The sequence below is a fragment of the Pantoea sp. X-Soil-OKNW-556 genome, assembly GCF_059730695.1.
This window is the reverse complement of record NZ_AP035990.1, coordinates 4,040,551-4,058,795: the sequence shown is the minus strand read 5'-3', so window position 1 is coordinate 4,058,795 and position 18,245 is coordinate 4,040,551. Positions and strand designations below refer to the sequence as shown.

Annotated in this window: 15 protein-coding genes, 2 tRNA genes and 4 rRNA genes; 12 read left to right on the top strand and 9 right to left on the bottom strand. The window is 52.6% G+C overall.

Annotated elements, in window-relative coordinates; translation table 11 throughout:
• Positions 1-22 precede the first annotated feature (22 nt).
• Genes rsmB through def form a run of 3 tightly spaced genes read right to left on the bottom strand, consistent with a single transcriptional unit; the run spans position 23 to position 2,836 of the window.
• The gene (rsmB, locus tag AC6I8T_RS18845) at positions 23-1,309 is read right to left on the bottom strand and encodes a 16S rRNA (cytosine(967)-C(5))-methyltransferase RsmB (RefSeq protein WP_208724285.1); all 1,287 of its coding nucleotides are present in this window, start codon (positions 1,307-1,309) and stop codon (positions 23-25) included.
• A 48-nt stretch (positions 1,310-1,357) separates the two neighbouring features.
• On the bottom strand, positions 1,358-2,302 hold the full coding sequence (gene fmt / locus AC6I8T_RS18840; RefSeq protein WP_208724284.1) for a methionyl-tRNA formyltransferase: 945 nt from the start codon (positions 2,300-2,302) through the stop codon (positions 1,358-1,360).
• Between the two features lie 21 nt (positions 2,303-2,323).
• Entirely contained in the window at positions 2,324-2,836 is a 513-nt protein-coding gene (def, locus tag AC6I8T_RS18835) for a peptide deformylase (RefSeq protein ID WP_021186395.1), read from the bottom strand.
• A gap of 117 nt (positions 2,837-2,953) precedes the next feature.
• Between def and dprA the strand changes: the two genes are divergently transcribed.
• From dprA to AC6I8T_RS18805, 6 genes are read left to right on the top strand one after another with little or no spacing between them, the layout of a single operon-like run.
• A complete protein-coding gene (dprA, locus tag AC6I8T_RS18830; RefSeq protein WP_208724283.1) occupies positions 2,954-4,078 on the top strand; it encodes a DNA-protecting protein DprA in 1,125 nt (374 codons plus the stop codon).
• Entirely contained in the window at positions 4,050-4,523 is a 474-nt protein-coding gene (gene smg / locus AC6I8T_RS18825) for a DUF494 family protein Smg (RefSeq protein ID WP_021186393.1), read from the top strand. Before dprA ends, smg begins: the two co-directional genes overlap by 29 nt.
• Positions 4,524-4,547: 24 nt before the next feature.
• On the top strand, positions 4,548-5,093 hold the full coding sequence (locus tag AC6I8T_RS18820; protein WP_036628123.1) for a DNA topoisomerase family protein: 546 nt from the start codon (positions 4,548-4,550) through the stop codon (positions 5,091-5,093).
• 5 nt (positions 5,094-5,098) lie between these two features.
• Positions 5,099-5,674: an L-threonylcarbamoyladenylate synthase type 1 TsaC gene (gene tsaC / locus AC6I8T_RS18815; RefSeq protein WP_208725594.1), complete on the top strand. Its 576-nt coding sequence runs from the start codon at positions 5,099-5,101 to the stop codon at positions 5,672-5,674.
• 3 nt (positions 5,675-5,677) lie between these two features.
• Positions 5,678-6,496 (top strand): shikimate dehydrogenase, encoded by an 819-nt coding sequence (gene aroE / locus AC6I8T_RS18810; protein ID WP_208724282.1) that lies wholly within the window; start codon positions 5,678-5,680, stop codon positions 6,494-6,496.
• Positions 6,493-6,750, top strand: coding sequence for a DUF1488 family protein (locus tag AC6I8T_RS18805; protein WP_497834237.1), 258 nt, complete (start codon positions 6,493-6,495; stop codon positions 6,748-6,750). Before aroE ends, AC6I8T_RS18805 begins: the two co-directional genes overlap by 4 nt.
• Here AC6I8T_RS18805 and AC6I8T_RS18800 read toward each other — a convergent pair.
• Positions 6,717-7,271, bottom strand: coding sequence for a gamma carbonic anhydrase family protein (locus tag AC6I8T_RS18800; protein ID WP_021186388.1), 555 nt, complete (start codon positions 7,269-7,271; stop codon positions 6,717-6,719). The two genes, AC6I8T_RS18805 and AC6I8T_RS18800, sit on opposite strands and share 34 nt — an antisense overlap.
• A 466-nt stretch (positions 7,272-7,737) precedes the next feature.
• On the opposite strand from AC6I8T_RS18800, the gene AC6I8T_RS18795 reads away from it, so the two are divergent.
• The 6 genes from AC6I8T_RS18795 to rrf (AC6I8T_RS18770) all read left to right on the top strand — a co-directional run bounded on the left by AC6I8T_RS18795 (position 7,738) and on the right by rrf (AC6I8T_RS18770) (position 13,016).
• Positions 7,738-9,279: ribosomal RNA gene (locus AC6I8T_RS18795) — 16S ribosomal RNA — on the top strand.
• An 85-nt stretch (positions 9,280-9,364) separates the two neighbouring features.
• Positions 9,365-9,440 (top strand) — tRNA-Glu (locus tag AC6I8T_RS18790).
• Positions 9,441-9,653: 213 nt separating this feature from the next.
• Positions 9,654-12,556: ribosomal RNA gene (locus tag AC6I8T_RS18785) — 23S ribosomal RNA — on the top strand.
• A gap of 105 nt (positions 12,557-12,661) precedes the next feature.
• Positions 12,662-12,777 (top strand): 5S ribosomal RNA (gene rrf / locus AC6I8T_RS18780).
• A gap of 14 nt (positions 12,778-12,791) precedes the next feature.
• Positions 12,792-12,867, top strand: a tRNA-Thr gene (locus tag AC6I8T_RS18775).
• Between the two features lie 33 nt (positions 12,868-12,900).
• A 5S ribosomal RNA gene (gene rrf / locus AC6I8T_RS18770) occupies positions 12,901-13,016 on the top strand.
• The 16S, 23S and 5S rRNA genes sit together here with 2 tRNA genes alongside, the layout of an rRNA operon.
• 212 nt (positions 13,017-13,228) lie before the next feature.
• On the opposite strand, the gene AC6I8T_RS18765 is transcribed toward rrf (AC6I8T_RS18770), so the two are convergent.
• From AC6I8T_RS18765 to fis, 5 genes are all read right to left on the bottom strand, one after another.
• On the bottom strand, positions 13,229-13,990 hold the full coding sequence (locus AC6I8T_RS18765) for an amino acid ABC transporter ATP-binding protein (RefSeq protein ID WP_021183610.1): 762 nt from the start codon (positions 13,988-13,990) through the stop codon (positions 13,229-13,231).
• 8 nt (positions 13,991-13,998) lie between these two features.
• Entirely contained in the window at positions 13,999-15,099 is a 1,101-nt protein-coding gene (locus tag AC6I8T_RS18760; protein ID WP_021183609.1) for an amino acid ABC transporter permease, read from the bottom strand.
• Between the two features lie 15 nt (positions 15,100-15,114).
• Positions 15,115-16,293, bottom strand: a complete 1,179-nt coding sequence (locus tag AC6I8T_RS18755; protein WP_021183608.1) for an amino acid ABC transporter permease — start codon at positions 16,291-16,293, stop codon at positions 15,115-15,117.
• Between the two features lie 66 nt (positions 16,294-16,359).
• Positions 16,360-17,385 (bottom strand): amino acid ABC transporter substrate-binding protein, encoded by a 1,026-nt coding sequence (locus AC6I8T_RS18750; protein WP_013510735.1) that lies wholly within the window; start codon positions 17,383-17,385, stop codon positions 16,360-16,362.
• Positions 17,386-17,930: 545 nt separating this feature from the next.
• Positions 17,931-18,227, bottom strand: coding sequence for a DNA-binding transcriptional regulator Fis (gene fis, locus AC6I8T_RS18745; protein ID WP_003855228.1), 297 nt, complete (start codon positions 18,225-18,227; stop codon positions 17,931-17,933).
• Between the last annotated feature and the right edge of the window lie 18 nt (positions 18,228-18,245).

The window sequence follows — 18,245 nt, the reverse complement described above, 5'->3', positions numbered from 1 at the left end:
GCTCTTGTCAGATTGCGCCGTACTATTTTTTCATCAGCTTAGCGTAGAAGAAACCATCCCCGCCATCTGTCGCAGGAAACACCTGCCAGCCATTATCCTGACCTTGCGGCAGCGCTTCTGCAATGGCATCGGGATGTGCTGCCAGGAAAGCACTGATTTGCTGATGATTCTCTTCCGGCAGAACTGAACAGGTTGCATAAAGCAACGTGCCGCCACGCTTCAGCCGAGGCCAGACTGCGTTGAGGATTTCCTGTTGTAGGCTGGCCAGCTCAGCGATATCACGATCGCGTCGCAGCCATTTGATATCGGGATGGCGGCGGATCACACCCGTTGCCGAGCAGGGTGCATCCAGCAGGATACGGTCAAATTGTTGCTCACCACACCAGTCAGCTGGCGTTCGCCCATCACCCTGACGCACATCCGCCTGCATGCCGAGACGTTGCAGGTTTTCTCTCACGCGCGTCAGACGTTGTTCATCAACATCGACGGCCAGCACGTTCGCCTGCGGTGCAATTTCAAGGATATGGGTGGTTTTGCCGCCAGGCGCAGCACACAGGTCAAGAATCGATTCGCCATCTTGTGGTTCAAGCAGCAAAGCACAGCGTTGTGCGGATAAATCCTGTACCGTTACCCAACCCTGCTCGAAACCAGGCAGTTGGCCGACTGCGGTTGGCGCTTCCAGGCGAAGGGCATCCGGAGCATCTCCGGCGAAGGCATGTTTTTCTGTCGCTTCAAGCAGTGCCAACCAGGCATCACGGGCGTGATGTTGACGGTTGACGCGCAACCACATCGGTGGACGCTGATTGTTGGCTTCGACAATCTGCTGCCATTGTTCGGGCCATGCGGTTTGTAAACGTTTGAGCAACCAACCCGGATGTAAATAACGTTGCGTACCCTGATCAACTTCTGCAACCAACGTTTCCTGCTGCCGTTGAAACTGGCGCAGCACACCATTCAGCAAGCCTTTCAGGTTTGCGCGTTTTAGCTCTTCCGCGCCAGCCACGGTCTCAGCCAGTGCGGCATGCGGAGGGACGCGGGTATAAAGCAACTGATACAGGCCGACCATGATCAGATAATGAAGAACACGCTGCTTACCTGTTAAAGGCCGCTCCATCAGCTTGCCAATCAATGCTTCGAGCTGCGGTAGGGTACGCATTACACCAAAGCAGAGTTCCTGTAGCAGCGCCCCGTCCTTATCGGACAGATTTTTCTGTGCGCCGGGCAAAATGGCGCTGAGCGATTCGCCCTTATCCACTACGCGTTCAATTAATTGCGCGGCGAGGCTACGCAGGTTTGTGTTTTTTTTCATGCGATTCATTCATTAAACAAAAAGCCCGGTATTAACCGGGCTACGGGATCAGGCCAGAATACTGCCAGGCGAGAACCATTCACGACGTGAGTTAAGCAGATCCTGTGCAGACATGGCTTTTTTACCGGCAGGTTGCAGCGAGAGCAGGTTCAGAACGCCGTCAGCGGTCGCAATCTGGATACCTTGCTTATCGGCATGGAGGATTTCGCCGGGCTGTTTTCCCTGATGCGGCAGTACACTGGCTTGCCAGACTTTCACCGGTTGATCATCAACCATGAAATAGCTCATCGGCCAGGGATTAAAGGCACGAATGCAGCGTTCAAGTTGCGCGGCAGAAAGCGTCCAGTCGAGGCGAGCCTCTTCTTTGCTCAGTTTCTCTGCGTAGCTGACCAGTGCTTCATCCTGTTTTTCTGGCTGTGCGCTGCCATTTGCCAACTGCTTCAGCGTTTTGAGCATCCCTTCAGGGCCGAGCAGCGCCAGTTTGTCATACAGAGTGGCACTGGTGTCCTGCTCGGTAATCGGGCAGGCAAGTTTATGCAGCATATCACCGGTATCCAGGCCCACATCCATTTGCATGATGGTCACACCGGTTTCAGCATCGCCAGCCCAGAGTGAACGTTGAATTGGGGCGGCACCACGCCAGCGCGGCAGCAATGAGCCGTGGACGTTGATACAACCAAGGCGCGGCATATCCAGCACCGCCTTCGGTAAAATCAGGCCGTAAGCCACCACCACCATCACATCAGCCTGCAATGTGGCAACCAGTTGCTGGTTCTCTTCAGGTTTGAGTGACTTTGGTTGGAAAACCGGAACGTCATGCGCTAGCGCCAGCACTTTTACCGGGCTGGGAGTCAGTTTGTTGCCTCGTCCGGCAGGACGATCGGGCTGGGTAAACACGCCAACCACCTGATGCTCAGAAGCAAGCAGCGCGTCAAGATGACGCGCTGCAAAGTCAGGTGTACCGGCAAAGATGATTTTTAACGGTGCAGACACAGTTTAACCTTCTGTTTGCACTCAGGATGCGCGTGCATTCTGGCGTGCCAGTTTTTCCAGTTTCTGTTTGATGCGCTGACGTTTCAGCGGTGACAGATAATCAATAAACAGTTTGCCATCGAGGTGGTCGATTTCGTGCTGAATGCAGATCGCCAGCAAGCCATCGGTTTCCAGTTCGAAAGTATTACCGTCACGATCCTGAGCACGGACTTTCACCCATTCAGCACGCGGGACAAAGGCACGTTGTTCCGGAATGGAGAGACAGCCCTCTTCAATACCGGTTTCGCCGCCTTTCTCCAGCAGCTCTGGGTTGATCAAAACCAGGCGTTCTTCACGGCTTTCTGACACATCAATCACGATAATGCGCTGATGAATATCCACCTGCGTTGCCGCCAGGCCGATGCCCTCTTCGGCGTACATTGTTTCAAACATGTCGTCGACGATACGCTGTATCCCGGCATCTACGGTTTTTACCGGCGCCGCGATTTTGCGAAGGCGATCATCAGGGAAATGTAATACCTGCAAAACTGACATAAATATCCAGATCTGTATGCGTTAAAGAAAAGATTACTGCCTCATATTGTAGACTTTTTGAGGCATGATTGACAGCATTCCACCGCATCAAGGCACAGGTCGAACAGGGAGTGAGACATGGATAAAATTGAGTGGATGCTCAGGCTGGCGAATGTGAAAGGCCTCAGTGGCCATCAAATTCTTCGCCTGGCGAATATGCTGCATAGCGCCAGCCATGTGGATGATGATTTGCTGACGATGCAACGGCTAAACGAAACGCAGCGAAAACAATTTAATACACTCTGTCCACGACAACTCACGCGAACCCGGCGCTGGCTGGAAAATCCACAGCATCAGCTGCTTTCTGTTCTGGATAATACTTATCCCCCGGCATTGGCTGAAATCAGCCGTTTCCCACCCTTGTTATATGTGATGGGCAATGCCGCAGCCTTGCATACTCCGCAACTTGCCGTTGTCGGCAGTCGCCAATGTTCACATTATGGCAAGGAGTGGGGTGGTTGGTTTTCACAGCAGCTGGCGGCGAAGGGGTTAACCCTAACCAGTGGGCTGGCGCGGGGGATTGATGGCGTTGCACATCGTGCGGCGCTCAACGCCTCCGGCAAAACCGTCGCCGTGCTGGGAAGTGGGTTGAAGCACATTTATCCCAGAAACCATCAAAATTTGGCTCAGGAGATCATGAACAATGAAGGTGCCCTGGTCTCCGAATTCCCGTTGGATACGCCTCCTTATGCCACGAATTTTCCACGCCGCAATCGCATCATCAGTGGTTTGAGCATGGGGGTATTGGTGGTGGAAGCCTCCTTGAAAAGCGGCTCACTGGTTACGGCGCGCTATGCGTTGGAACAAAATCGCAATGTCTATGCGTTACCCGGTTCCTTGGGGAGTGAAGGCAGTACAGGAACGCACTGGCTGATACAGCAAGGTGCATTGCTGGTCTCCCATCCTGATCAGATTCTCGACGATCTTCATTCGTCCCTTCACTGGCTCCCCTCAACTCAACCAGAAACAATATATTCACAAGACAGTGACGATGTTCCATTGCCATTTGCGGACGTGTTGGCTAACGTAGGTGATGAGGTTACACCTGTTGACGTCGTCGCTGAACGTGCCGGCCAACCTGTGCCAGTTATCTCAGCCCAGTTGCTGGAGCTGGAGTTAGCAGGATGGATCGCAGCTGTACCCGGCGGCTATGTCCGATTAAGGAGGGCATGCCATGTTCGACGTACTTATGTACTTGTTTGAGACCTATATCCATAACGAAGCCGAAATGCGCGTTGACCAGGATAAACTGACCGATGATTTAACCGATGCCGGTTTTCATCGTGAAGATATCTATAATGCGTTGAATTGGCTTGAGAGACTGGCTGATTACCAGGATGGCTTGGTTGCGCCGGTATTGCTGGCGAACGACCCGCTCTCAATGCGTATCTACACGGAAGAAGAGGGCCAGCGTTTAGATGCTGAATGCCGCGGTTTTATTCTGTTCCTGGAACAGATCCAGGTGCTGAATATGGAAACACGCGAAATGGTTATCGAACGAGTGATGGCACTCGATACCCTCGATTTTGATCTGGAAGATCTCAAATGGGTGGTGCTGATGGTGTTGTTCAACATCCCCGGATGTGAAAATGCCTACCAGCAGATGGAAGAACTGTTATTCGACGTCAATGAAGGTATGCTGCATTAACTTGCGATTAATGCATCGGGTTATATGAGTAAATCAGCACTTTTTACCGTGCGTAAACACGACCCCTGCCCCGCTTGCGGGGCAGAATTAGTGATACGTGCCGGCAAACATGGCCCATTCCTTGGGTGCGTCAACTATCCAACCTGCGACTATATTCGCCCGCTGAAAAATCAGGGTGACGGTCATATCGTCAAAGTGCTGGAGGGACATGCCTGTCCACAATGTGGTGCTGATAAAGTACTGCGTCAGGGGCGGTTTGGTATGTTTGTTGGTTGTAGCCACTATCCTGAATGTGATTACACCGAAACGATCGATAAGCCTGATGAGACCGCGATCGCGTGCCCACAGTGTCAAAGTGGCAAGCTGGTGCAGCGCCGCTCGCGTTATGGCAAAACTTTTCATGCCTGTGATCGCTATCCCGACTGCCAGTTTGCCGTGAACGCGACGCCTGTTGAAGGTGTTTGCCCGCACTGTCAGTTCCCTTTATTAATTGAAAAGAAAACCGCGCAGGGCATGAAACGTTTCTGCGCCAGTAAGTGCTGCGGCAAAGCCGTAGTGCAGGACAACTGATGACTATGACGCAACAACATGCTTTACCGGGCAGTGTCGATTTCTGTATTGAACAACTGCAACAGCAGGCGGTTATCGCTTATCCCACTGAGGCGGTCTTTGGTCTGGGGTGTGACCCGGATAGTGAAAGCGCGGTGATGTCACTGTTGGCATTGAAACAGCGCCCGGTTGAAAAAGGACTGATCCTGATTGCTGCTGACTATGCCCAGCTGGAACCGTATGTGGCCGATCAGGAGCTTTCGGTGGTGCAGCGTGAGCGTATGTTTGCCAGCTGGCCTGGGCCGGTGACTTATGTGGTTCCGGCGTCGCCACATACGCCACGTTGGTTAACCGGACGTTTTGACTCGTTGGCGATTCGTGTTAGTGATCACCCTGATGTACAGGCGCTGTGTCGGCGTTTTGGTAAACCACTGGTTTCAACCAGCGCCAATCTGTCCGGCGAGCCGCCTTGCCGCACCGCAGCTGAGGTCGCTCAGCAATTCGGCGCGGAATTTCCGGTGCTGGTGGGAGAAACCGGGGGCCGTCTCAATCCTTCAGAAATCCGCGATGTGATCAGCGGCGAACTTATCCGTCAGGGCTAATTTATGGACAACTTTGCCGTTTTTGGTAACCCAATCGCGCACAGCAAATCGCCTTTTATTCATCGTTTGTTCGCTGAGCAAACGGGTATCGATCACCGCTATGGCCGGATATGTGCGCCATTGGATGGGTTCCCACAGGCCATTAGCGAGTTCTTTGCATCAGGAGGGAAGGGCGCCAATGTAACCTTGCCTTTCAAAGAACAGGCCTGGGAGTTTGCGGATGAGCTCAGTGAGCGCGCTGCGCTTTCCGGCGCAGTCAATACGTTGAAGAAAGATGCGCAGGGGCAGATTATTGGTGATAACACCGATGGCATTGGTTTACTGAGCGATCTTGAACGACTGGACATGATCCGCCCTGGCGATCGTGTATTGCTGGTGGGAGCGGGTGGCGCGGCGCGTGGTGTCATTTTGCCTCTGCTTTCATTAGGTTGTTCACTCACGGTCACAAATAGAACGGTTGAAAAGGCAGAGTTGCTGGCAGAAATCTTCCGCCACAGCGGTGCCATCCATGCCTGTGGTTTCGAGGCACTGGCGGGGCAGTCATTCGATCTGATTGTGAACGCCACCTCCAGCGGAGTGGAGGGTAAAGTGCCGCCATTACCGGTTTCATTGATTTCTCACCATACTCGTTGCTATGACATGTTCTACCAACAAGGTCTGACGCCATTCTTGCTCTGGTGTCAGCAACACGGAGCGCAGCAACTCGCCGATGGGTTAGGCATGCTGGTGGGGCAGGCGGCGCATGCTTTCCAGTTGTGGCATGGTGTGATGCCAGAAATCGCGCCTGTCATTAAACAGTTAAAAGAAGCGATGCAGTCGTGAATCAGGCTATCCAGTTCCCTGATCGCGAAGAGTGGGATCAGGCGCGTCTGGCGATATGTTTCCCTGTACAGGTCAACGGTATGGGACTGATGTGTGCGATCTCGGCGTATGAACTGCATGACAGATTCGGCGAGGGGGAAGCGATGGCGCTGTTTAGCGCCAATCGCTGGGATCTGGAAGAGGAAGCCGAACAGCTTATCCTGAATGATGAAGTCGATCCTCAAGGTTGGGTCTGGCTTTCCTGCGCAAGATAATCATTCTTCCAGCCAACATAGTTGTTTGCCGAGTAACGCAATCCTTCAATCTCAGCTTCATTCAGTGGCCGAATTTGCTTCACCGGGCTGCCTAAATAGAGGTAGCCACTTTCCAGGCGTTTTCCGGGGGGAACCAGGCTACCTGCCCCAATCATCACATCTTCTTCTACTATTACGCCGTCCAGCAGAATCGAACCCATGCCAACCAGAACACGATCACCAATGGTACAGCCATGCAACATGGCTTTATGGCCGACGGTAACGTCTTCTCCAATCACCAGCGGATAGCCTGTCGGGTTGCTGGCTGATTTATGCGTGACATGAAGTACGCTGCCATCCTGAATGTTGGTGCGCGCGCCAATGATCACCTGATTCACATCTCCGCGAATCGCGACCAGTGGCCAGATACTGACATCGTCTCCCATGATGACATCGCCGACCACAACGCTGCTTTTATCGATCATTACCCGATCGCCAATTTGTGGGTAGCTGCTTTTATAGGGACGTAAGGCTGTTGACATGATCTTTCTCCTTTTACTCATTTATCCCTAGCCTGAGCGCGATCAGGGCGGCAGACAAGCTGATTTTTGAGCGGATCGTTCGTGATCTCAGCAGAAAGGATGAAAACTCGCCACTCGGATGAAAAGATCGAAAAAAGGGGTTGTGCAAAAAATTCGGATCCCTATAATGCGCCTCCACTGACACGGCAAAGCGGCAACGCAGACGGTCAGCGAGGGACGAAGTGATTCATCCCGCCAGAGAAAAATCTCGAAAAAGAGATTGACTCTGAAGGAGGAAAGCGTAATATACGCCACCTCGCGACAGACGGTTAACCCGCTGTTCGCACTGCTCTTTAACAATTTATCAGACAATCTGTGTGGGCACTCGCAGGATTGATATCAAAAGTCTACGGACTTAAAAAATATCAAGTCTCAAGAGTGAACACGTAATTCATTACGAAGTTTAATTCTTTGAGCATCAAACTTTAAATTGAAGAGTTTGATCATGGCTCAGATTGAACGCTGGCGGCAGGCCTAACACATGCAAGTCGAACGGTAGCACAGAGGAGCTTGCTCCTTGGGTGACGAGTGGCGGACGGGTGAGTAATGTCTGGGGATCTGCCCGATGGAGGGGGATAACTACTGGAAACGGTAGCTAATACCGCATAACGTCGCAAGACCAAAGTGGGGGACCTTCGGGCCTCACACCATCGGATGAACCCAGATGGGATTAGCTAGTAGGTGGGGTAACGGCTCACCTAGGCGACGATCCCTAGCTGGTCTGAGAGGATGACCAGCCACACTGGAACTGAGACACGGTCCAGACTCCTACGGGAGGCAGCAGTGGGGAATATTGCACAATGGGCGCAAGCCTGATGCAGCCATGCCGCGTGTATGAAGAAGGCCTTCGGGTTGTAAAGTACTTTCAGCGGGGAGGAAGGGGTGATGTTTAATACGCATCATCATTGACGTTACCCGCAGAAGAAGCACCGGCTAACTCCGTGCCAGCAGCCGCGGTAATACGGAGGGTGCAAGCGTTAATCGGAATTACTGGGCGTAAAGCGCACGCAGGCGGTCTGTCAAGTCGGATGTGAAATCCCCGGGCTTAACCTGGGAACTGCATTCGAAACTGGCAGGCTAGAGTCTTGTAGAGGGGGGTAGAATTCCAGGTGTAGCGGTGAAATGCGTAGAGATCTGGAGGAATACCGGTGGCGAAGGCGGCCCCCTGGACAAAGACTGACGCTCAGGTGCGAAAGCGTGGGGAGCAAACAGGATTAGATACCCTGGTAGTCCACGCTGTAAACGATGTCGACTTGGAGGTTGTGCCCTTGAGGCGTGGCTTCCGGAGCTAACGCGTTAAGTCGACCGCCTGGGGAGTACGGCCGCAAGGTTAAAACTCAAATGAATTGACGGGGGCCCGCACAAGCGGTGGAGCATGTGGTTTAATTCGATGCAACGCGAAGAACCTTACCTGGCCTTGACATCCACGGAATTTGGCAGAGATGCCTTAGTGCCTTCGGGAGCCGTGAGACAGGTGCTGCATGGCTGTCGTCAGCTCGTGTTGTGAAATGTTGGGTTAAGTCCCGCAACGAGCGCAACCCTTATCCTTTGTTGCCAGCGATTCGGTCGGGAACTCAAAGGAGACTGCCGGTGATAAACCGGAGGAAGGTGGGGATGACGTCAAGTCATCATGGCCCTTACGGCCAGGGCTACACACGTGCTACAATGGCGCATACAAAGAGAAGCGACCTCGCGAGAGCAAGCGGACCTCATAAAGTGCGTCGTAGTCCGGATTGGAGTCTGCAACTCGACTCCATGAAGTCGGAATCGCTAGTAATCGTAGATCAGAATGCTACGGTGAATACGTTCCCGGGCCTTGTACACACCGCCCGTCACACCATGGGAGTGGGTTGCAAAAGAAGTAGGTAGCTTAACCTTCGGGAGGGCGCTTACCACTTTGTGATTCATGACTGGGGTGAAGTCGTAACAAGGTAACCGTAGGGGAACCTGCGGTTGGATCACCTCCTTACCTGAAGATACCTTCCTTCGAAGTGCTCACACAGATTGTCTGATAAAAGTCATGAGCAAGCCGTCTTGACGACGACACCCCCTGTGTCCCCTTCGTCTAGAGGCCCAGGACACCGCCCTTTCACGGCGGTAACAGGGGTTCGAATCCCCTAGGGGACGCCACTTGCTGGTAATGAGTGAAAGGCGTTACCCACGATACTTCAGAGTGTGCTGATTCAGCATACTGCGAAGTATTTGCTCTTTAACAATCCGGAACAAGCTGAAAATTTGAAACGACACGTTGTTTCATTTCTCCGTAATAAGAAATGAAAACGATGTGTTCGAGTCTCTCAAATGCTTGCAGTCTGCATGCGTGAAAACGCCTGTGGGTTGTGAGGTTAAGCGACTAAGCGTACACGGTGGATGCCCTGGCAGTCAGAGGCGATGAAGGACGTGCTAATCTGCGAAAAGCGTCGGTAAGGTGATATGAACCGCAACAGCCGACGATGTCCGAATGGGGAAACCCAGTGCATTTATGCACTATCGTTAACTGAATACATAGGTTAACGAGGCGAACCGGGGGAACTGAAACATCTAAGTACCCCGAGGAAAAGAAATCAACCGAGATTCCCCCAGTAGCGGCGAGCGAACGGGGAACAGCCCAGGACCTGAATCAGTTTGTGTGTTAATGGAAGCGTCTGGAAAGTCGCGCGATACAGGGTGACAGCCCCGTACATGAAAATGCACAGATTGTGAGTCCGATGAGTAGGGCGGGACACGTGGTATCCTGTCTGAATATGGGGGGACCATCCTCCAAGGCTAAATACTCCTGACTGACCGATAGTGAACCAGTACCGTGAGGGAAAGGCGAAAAGAACCCCGGCGAGGGGAGTGAAACAGAACCTGAAACCGTGTACGTACAAGCAGTGGGAGCACCTTCGGGTGTGACTGCGTACCTTTTGTATAATGGGTCAGCGACTTATATTCTGTAGCAAGGTTAACCGTATAGGGGAGCCGCAGGGAAACCGAGTCTTAATTGGGCGTTAAGTTGCAGGGTATAGACCCGAAACCCGGTGATCTAGCCATGGGCAGGTTGAAGGTTGGGTAACACTAACTGGAGGACCGAACCGACTAATGTTGAAAAATTAGCGGATGACTTGTGGCTGGGGGTGAAAGGCCAATCAAACCGGGAGATAGCTGGTTCTCCCCGAAAGCTATTTAGGTAGCGCCTCGTGAACTCATCTCCGGGGGTAGAGCACTGTTTCGGCTAGGGGGCCATCCCGGCTTACCAACCCGATGCAAACTACGAATACCGGAGAATGTTATCACGGGAGACACACGGCGGGTGCTAACGTCCGTCGTGAAGAGGGAAACAACCCAGACCGCCAGCTAAGGTCCCAAAGTCATGGTTAAGTGGGAAACGATGTGGGAAGGCCCAGACAGCCAGGATGTTGGCTTAGAAGCAGCCATCATTTAAAGAAAGCGTAATAGCTCACTGGTCGAGTCGGCCTGCGCGGAAGATGTAACGGGGCTAAACCATGCACCGAAGCTGCGGCAGCGACGCTTAGGCGTTGTTGGGTAGGGGAGCGTTCTGTAAGCCGCTGAAGGTGGACTGTGAGGTCTGCTGGAGGTATCAGAAGTGCGAATGCTGACATAAGTAACGATAAAGCGGGTGAAAAGCCCGCTCGCCGGAAGACCAAGGGTTCCTGTCCAACGTTAATCGGGGCAGGGTGAGTCGACCCCTAAGGCGAGGCTGAAAAGCGTAGTCGATGGGAAACAGGTTAATATTCCTGTACTTGGTGTTACTGCGAAGGGGGGACGGAGAAGGCTAGGTTATCCGGGCGACGGTTGTCCCGGTTTAAGCGTGTAGGCTTGCATTCCAGGCAAATCCGGAATGCTTTAAGGCTGAGGCGTGATGACGAGTCACTACGGTGATGAAGTAACTGATGCCCTGCTTCCAGGAAAAGCCTCTAAGCTCCAGGTAACACGAAATCGTACCCCAAACCGACACAGGTGGTCAGGTAGAGAATACCAAGGCGCTTGAGAGAACTCGGGTGAAGGAACTAGGCAAAATGGTGCCGTAACTTCGGGAGAAGGCACGCTGGCATTAGGTGAAGGGACTTGCTCCCGGAGCTGAAGCCAGTCGAAGATACCAGCTGGCTGCAACTGTTTATTAAAAACACAGCACTGTGCAAACACGAAAGTGGACGTATACGGTGTGACGCCTGCCCGGTGCCGGAAGGTTAATTGATGGGGTTATCCGTAAGGAGAAGCTCTTGATCGAAGCCCCGGTAAACGGCGGCCGTAACTATAACGGTCCTAAGGTAGCGAAATTCCTTGTCGGGTAAGTTCCGACCTGCACGAATGGCGTAATGATGGCCAGGCTGTCTCCACCCGAGACTCAGTGAAATTGAAATCGCTGTGAAGATGCAGTGTACCCGCGGCAAGACGGAAAGACCCCGTGAACCTTTACTATAGCTTGACACTGAACATTGAGCCTTGATGTGTAGGATAGGTGGGAGGCTTTGAAGCGTGGACGCCAGTCTGCGTGGAGCCAACCTTGAAATACCACCCTTTAATGTTTGATGTTCTAACGTAGGCCCGTAATCCGGGCTGCGGACAGTGTCTGGTGGGTAGTTTGACTGGGGCGGTCTCCTCCCAAAGTGTAACGGAGGAGCACGAAGGTTGGCTAATCCTGGTCGGACATCAGGAGGTTAGTGCAATGGCATAAGCCAGCTTGACTGCGAGAGTGACGGCTCGAGCAGGTGCGAAAGCAGGTCATAGTGATCCGGTGGTTCTGAATGGAAGGGCCATCGCTCAACGGATAAAAGGTACTCCGGGGATAACAGGCTGATACCGCCCAAGAGTTCATATCGACGGCGGTGTTTGGCACCTCGATGTCGGCTCATCACATCCTGGGGCTGAAGTAGGTCCCAAGGGTACGGCTGTTCGCCGTTTAAAGTGGTACGCGAGCTGGGTTTAGAACGTCGTGAGACAGTTCGGTCCCTATCTGCCGTGGGCGCTGGAGAATTGAGGGGGGTTGCTCCTAGTACGAGAGGACCGGAGTGAACGCACCACTGGTGTTCGGGTTGTCATGCCAATGGCATTGCCCGGTAGCTAAGTGCGGAAAAGATAAGTGCTGAAAGCATCTAAGCACGAAACTTGCCCCGAGATGAGTTCTCCCTGACTCCTTGAGAGTCCTGAAGGGACGTTGAAGACGACGACGTTGATAGGCCGGATGTGTAAGTGCAGCGATGCATTGAGCTAACCGGTACTAATGACCCGTGAGGCTTAACCTTACAACGCCAGAGGCGTTTTGAGTTGAGAGACGCGAAAATTTTCAGCATTGTTCGAACGGATTGATTCGTATGGCCTGTGAGGGCGGTACGGATAAACAGAATTTGCCTGGCGGCTGTAGCGCGGTGGTCCCACCTGACCCCATGCCGAACTCAGAAGTGAAACGCCGTAGCGCCGATGGTAGTGTGGGGTCTCCCCATGCGAGAGTAGGGAACTGCCAGGCATCAATTTAAGTGTGCTGATATGGCTCAGTTGGTAGAGCGCACCCTTGGTAAGGGTGAGGTCCCCAGTTCGACTCTGGGTATCAGCACCAGTTATGGCATGAGTTCGGATTCAAAAGAATTTGCCTGGCGGCTGTAGCGCGGTGGTCCCACCTGACCCCATGCCGAACTCAGAAGTGAAACGCCGTAGCGCCGATGGTAGTGTGGGGTCTCCCCATGCGAGAGTAGGGAACTGCCAGGCATCAATTAAGTGAAGAAGCCCTGAACGAAAGTTCAGGGCTTTTTTACGTCTGGAAACCAGTCAATATCCCCGTAGCGGCGCGATTTATCGCGCAGGTTTTACGTGAAGCTGCGCTGAAATGCGCGCGATAAATCGCGCCGCAACACCATCAGACAATAAAAAACCCCCTGCCGAAGCAGAGGGTTGGTAAAAAGCATCGCCAGATACTTCTCTTAATGAATAACCTGCGACAGGAATGCACGGGTACGTTCAGACTTAGGATTAGCAAAGAACTCTTGCGGTGGTGCCACCTCGACAATCTCACCACGGTCCATAAAGATCACCCGGTCAGCCACGGTGCGTGCAAAGCCCATCTCATGCGTCACGCACAGCATAGTCATGCCATCTTCTGCCAGACCAATCATGGTATCGAGTACTTCTTTCACCATTTCCGGATCAAGCGCAGAGGTAGGCTCATCAAACAGCATAATTTTGGGTTTCATGCAGAGTGAACGGGCAATGGCTACACGTTGCTGCTGACCACCGGACAGTTGCCCCGGAAATTTATGTGCATGTTCAGCAATACGTACGCGTTGCAGGTAATGCATCGCCAATTCTTCTGCCTCTTTCTTCGGCATTTTACGCACCCAAATCGGAGCCAGGGTGCAGTTCTGCAACACGGTCAGATGTGGGAAAAGGTTAAAGTGCTGGAATACCATGCCGACTTCGGTTCTTACACGCTCAATATTGCGCACATCGTCATTCAGATGGATGCCATCGACGACAATACGGCCCTGCTGATGTTCTTCCAGATGGTTGATACAGCGAATGGTAGTCGATTTTCCTGAACCTGACGGACCGCAGAGGACGATACGCTCACGCGGCTTCACCTGTAGGTTAATGTCTTTCAGCACATGGAATTGGCCGTACCATTTATTCACGTTTTCGAGCGTAATCATCATTGCGTCAGCAGAATTAGTCATAGATTGTGTCATGTAAAACCTCAGTGCGATTTACGCCCGGTGTGAAAGCGCTTCTCCAGATACTGGCTATAGCGCGACATGCTAAAACAGAAAATCCAGTAGACGAGGGCAGCAAAAACATAGCCTTCTGTCGACATCCCAAGCCATGTGGGGTCAACGGTTGCCTGCTGTACGCTACTGAAAAGATCAAACAGGCCGATGATGATCACCAGGCTGGTATCTTTAAATAACGCGATAATGGTGTTTACCAGACCAGGAATGGTCAGTTTGAGCGCCTGCGGCAGAATCACCAGAATCTGTGTTTTCCAGTAACCCAACGCCAGTGATTCGGCGGCCTCATACTGTCCCTTAGGTAACGCTTGTAAGCCACCGCGTACCACTTCCGCTACATAGGCAGACTGGAACAAAATCACCCCGACTAATGCACGCACCAATTTGTCGATGGTGGTGCCTTCTGCCATAAACAGCGGCAGCATCACTGAGGACATAAACAGCACGGTAATCAACGGTACGCCACGCCAAAACTCGATAAAAATCACCGAGAGAGTGCGTACAACTGGCATCTTCGAACGACGCCCCAGCGCCAGCAAAATACCCAAAGGCAGGGCACCGGCGATCCCGACCGACGCGATAATTAACGTCAGCGTCAGGCCACCCCACTGACGAGTTTCAACGCGGTCGAGGCCAAAATAGCCGCCATACATCAGAAACCAGACGATGATCGGATAGGCCACCGCCCAGCAAGCGATATAGCGGCCACGCTGTGGCATCGATTTGATGAACATCGGGATGATTGAAAGCAGGCCAATCACCAGCGCCAGGTTAATACGCCAGCGCAGCTCATGCGGGTACAACCCATACATAAACTGACCAAAGCGCGCATGGATAAACACCCAGCAGGCACCTTCTTTGGTACAGTCGGCTCGGGTTGATCCAATCCAGTTGGCCTGGAAGACCAGCCAGTTCAGCGCGGGCGGAATCACGCTCCAGATAATCCAGAAGCAAAGCAGCGTCAGCAGCGTGTTAAACCAGCTGGAGAACAGGTTTTTACGTGCCCAAACCCAGGCTTTGCTGACGGGATTGGTTGGTACTGGCGGTGTTTCGTGTGTGGTAACAGACATAATAATCCCGTTCTCTTAACGCTCAACCAGCGCGATTTTGCGGTTGTAGAGGTTCATCAGCAGTGAAATGACCAGGCTGATGATCAGGTAGACCGCCATGGTGATCGCAATCGTCTCAATCGCTTGTCCCGTCTGATTCAGTACCGTACCGGCAAACAGCGACACCATATCTGGATAGCCGATAGCGGCCGCCAGTGAGGAGTTTTTCACGATGTTGAGATACTGGCTGGTCAGCGGTGGAATGATCACGCGCATGGCCTGGGGAATAATCACCTGGCGCATGGTGACGGGATTTGGCAAACCAAGCGAGCGGGCAGCTTCATTCTGTCCATGGGGTACCGATTGAATACCTGAACGAATCACTTCTGCGATAAACGAAGAGGTATAAATCGACAGCGCCAGCGTGAGCGAAGCCAGCTCAGGGATCATCACGAAGCCACCACGGAAGTTAAACCCGCGCAGTTCCGGCACATCCCAGTGCGTTGCCGCACCGAACATCGCATGAGCGATCAAGGGAAACAGAATGATCATCGCACTGGCAATCGGCCAGGTACGGCGCAGCTGACCGGTTTTAAGCTGATGTTTGCGGTTAAAGCGGAACAGTCCCACGCTGACGGCAATCGCCAGCATCAACGCGATAACAAATGGCCAGGTGCCGGGCGCATAGGTCGGCCAGGGGATATAAAGCCCACGATTGCTGACAAATGCCAGATCGAAGGCGTTCAATGCCTGGCGTGGGCCGGGTAGATTACGCAGCACCGCAAAGTACCAGAAGAAGATTTGCAGCAGCGGCGGAATATTACGGAACGTCTCGATATAGATCGTAGAGAGCCTGCGCAGCAGCCAGTTATCTGACAAACGCGCGAGACCGATAAAAAATCCGAGAATAGAAGCGAAGATAATACAGAGTGCGGAAACCAGCAGGGTGTTGGTTAACCCCACCATAAACACGCGCGCGTAGGTATCTCCCTCGGTGTAATCAATCAGATGCTGGACGATACCGAAACCGGCACTACGTTCCAGAAAGCCGAAACCCGATGTGATGCCACGATTGGCCAGGTTGATCACTGTATTGTGGATGAGATATCCCACTACAGCGAGCACGGCCACAATCGCGACGATCTGGTAAAGCCAGGCGCGAACCGTAGGATTACCGAACGAAAAATCCCTTTTTACGGTTGGGCGTTGTGACATGTTGAAACCTCAGTGAAGAAAACGCATTGGGCACCGCAGGGTGCGGTGCCCGACTGGAAGGCAGAATTAACGTACCGGCGGAGCGTACTGGATACCGCCCTGATTCCAGAGCGCATTTTGACCACGCGCGATTTTCAGAGCACTGTCTTTACCGACGTTGCGGTCAAAGCTTTCCTGGTAGTTACCCACCTGTTTGATGATGTTGAATGCCCACTTGTTGTCGAGCTTCAGGTCTTTGCCGAAGTCGCCTTCAGCGCCCAGCAGGTGCGCCATGTCCGGGTTAGACGGTTTGGCTGCCAGCTGATCAACGTTTTTAGAGTTGATACCCATCTCTTCCGCATTCAGCATGGCGTACAGTGACCATTTAACGATGGTGAACCAGTCATCATCACCACGACGCACTACCGGGCCCAGCGGCTCTTTGGAAATCACTTCCGGCAGAACGATAAATTCGTCTGGTTTGCCCAGCTTGATACGCAGCGCATACAGCTGAGACTGGTCAGAAGCCAGGGTGTCACAACGACCGCTGTCGAGCGCTTTCGCTGACTCATCAGAACGGTCGAAAGTCACAGGGGTGTACTGCATGTTGTTGGCTTTGAAGTAATCCGCCACGTTCAGCTCGGTATCAGTACCGGCCTGGATACATACGGTGGCGCCATCAAGCTCTTTAGCGCTTTTGAGACCGGCTTTTTTATGGGTCAGGAAGCCGATACCGTCGTAGTAGTTCACGCCTGCGAACAGGAAGCCCATGCCGCCATCGCGTGATGAAGTCCAGGTGGTGTTACGGGACAGAATGTCCACTTCACCTGATTGCAGTGCGGTGAAACGCTCTTTTGCTGTCAGCGGGGTGTATTTCACCTTGCTGGCGTCACCAAATACGGCAGCCGCAGCGGCGCGGCAGACGTCAACGTCGATACCGGTGAATTTGCCGCTGGCATCGGCATAAGAGAAGCCAGGCAGGCCATCACTGATACCGCACTGAACAAACCCTTTCTTCTTAATTGCATCCAACGTGGTGCCTGCATGCGCTTGCTGAGCAACAGCGAACAGAGAAGCTGCAGCGACCAGGGTGGAGAGCATCATCTTTTTCATAAAGCATCCTGTGTGGCGAAATCGTGTTGTTATGTGGTTGTGTTGCACACTTTTAAGTGCGCTTTTCCTGTCTGTGGCGGTCAGCCATTCCAGACTCTGCAAAGCTGATGCCAGGTTTGCAGAATCCTGAATTCATTAGAAAGATCTCTTCATAACCTGAAGCATTCAGAAAGTTCTGACTACTATCGCGCACCAAAAGGAAGCAAAGCGAGTCGCCTCGATCACAAACAGTGCAAAAAGTTTCACTATATGGAAGCAGTGTGAGCGGGGACGCAGGACAAAATGTATGAATTTGCACGTTTGCGGCTGGAGCGGTTCAGGATCACAGAGAAACAGGGCTGGCGGGCAAAGATGCAGAGAAAAGTCGAGGAGAACTGAGCCAAAATGGGACATTAAGCGAAGGGGTTTCGCCGTGGAATATCACTGGAGCAATTGCAACTAATGTTACCATTATGGTGACAATTGTTTCATGCGTAGTTAACGGCGGGAAACAGAAACAAAAACGCCAGCCCGAGGGCTGGCGTTATCGCAGCAACAAACTGAAATCAGTTCATGCCGTATTTTTTCAGCTTCTTACGCAGAGTACCACGGTTGATACCCATCATCAGAGCTGCACGGGTCTGGTTGCCACGGGTGTACTGCATCACCATGTCCAACAGAGGCTGCTCGACTTCAGCCAGTACCAGTTCATACAGGTCACTAACATCCTGACCGTTCAGTTGAGCAAAATAGTTCTTCAGTGCCTGTTTAACCGAATCACGCAGAGGCTTTTGCGTCACCTGATCCTGTGAGTTAACGGTAGAAACGGTCAGTACGTCAGAATTTACGCGTTGTTCGAACATAGTTCTTTCAGCTCTTTA

Bases quoted from the DNA above. Each gene is read 5' to 3' on its own strand.
- AC6I8T_RS18750 (WP_013510735.1), bottom strand. From the start codon at position 17,385: ATGAAAAAGATGATGCTCTCCACCCTGGTCGCTGCAGCTTCTCTGTTC.
- fis (WP_003855228.1), bottom strand. From the start codon at position 18,227: ATGTTCGAACAACGCGTAAATTCTGACGTACTGACCGTTTCTACCGTT.
- tsaC (WP_208725594.1), top strand. From the start codon at position 5,099: ATGACGCAACAACATGCTTTACCGGGCAGTGTCGATTTCTGTATTGAA.
- aroE (WP_208724282.1), top strand. From the start codon at position 5,678: ATGGACAACTTTGCCGTTTTTGGTAACCCAATCGCGCACAGCAAATCG.
- AC6I8T_RS18760 (WP_021183609.1), bottom strand. From the start codon at position 15,099: ATGTCTGTTACCACACACGAAACACCGCCAGTACCAACCAATCCCGTC.
- AC6I8T_RS18800 (WP_021186388.1), bottom strand. From the start codon at position 7,271: ATGTCAACAGCCTTACGTCCCTATAAAAGCAGCTACCCACAAATTGGC.
- rsmB (WP_208724285.1), bottom strand. From the start codon at position 1,309: ATGAAAAAAAACACAAACCTGCGTAGCCTCGCCGCGCAATTAATTGAA.
- AC6I8T_RS18765 (WP_021183610.1), bottom strand. From the start codon at position 13,990: ATGACACAATCTATGACTAATTCTGCTGACGCAATGATGATTACGCTC.
- def (WP_021186395.1), bottom strand. From the start codon at position 2,836: ATGTCAGTTTTGCAGGTATTACATTTCCCTGATGATCGCCTTCGCAAA.
- AC6I8T_RS18755 (WP_021183608.1), bottom strand. From the start codon at position 16,293: ATGTCACAACGCCCAACCGTAAAAAGGGATTTTTCGTTCGGTAATCCT.
- dprA (WP_208724283.1), top strand. From the start codon at position 2,954: ATGGATAAAATTGAGTGGATGCTCAGGCTGGCGAATGTGAAAGGCCTC.
- AC6I8T_RS18820 (WP_036628123.1), top strand. From the start codon at position 4,548: ATGAGTAAATCAGCACTTTTTACCGTGCGTAAACACGACCCCTGCCCC.
- smg (WP_021186393.1), top strand. From the start codon at position 4,050: ATGTTCGACGTACTTATGTACTTGTTTGAGACCTATATCCATAACGAA.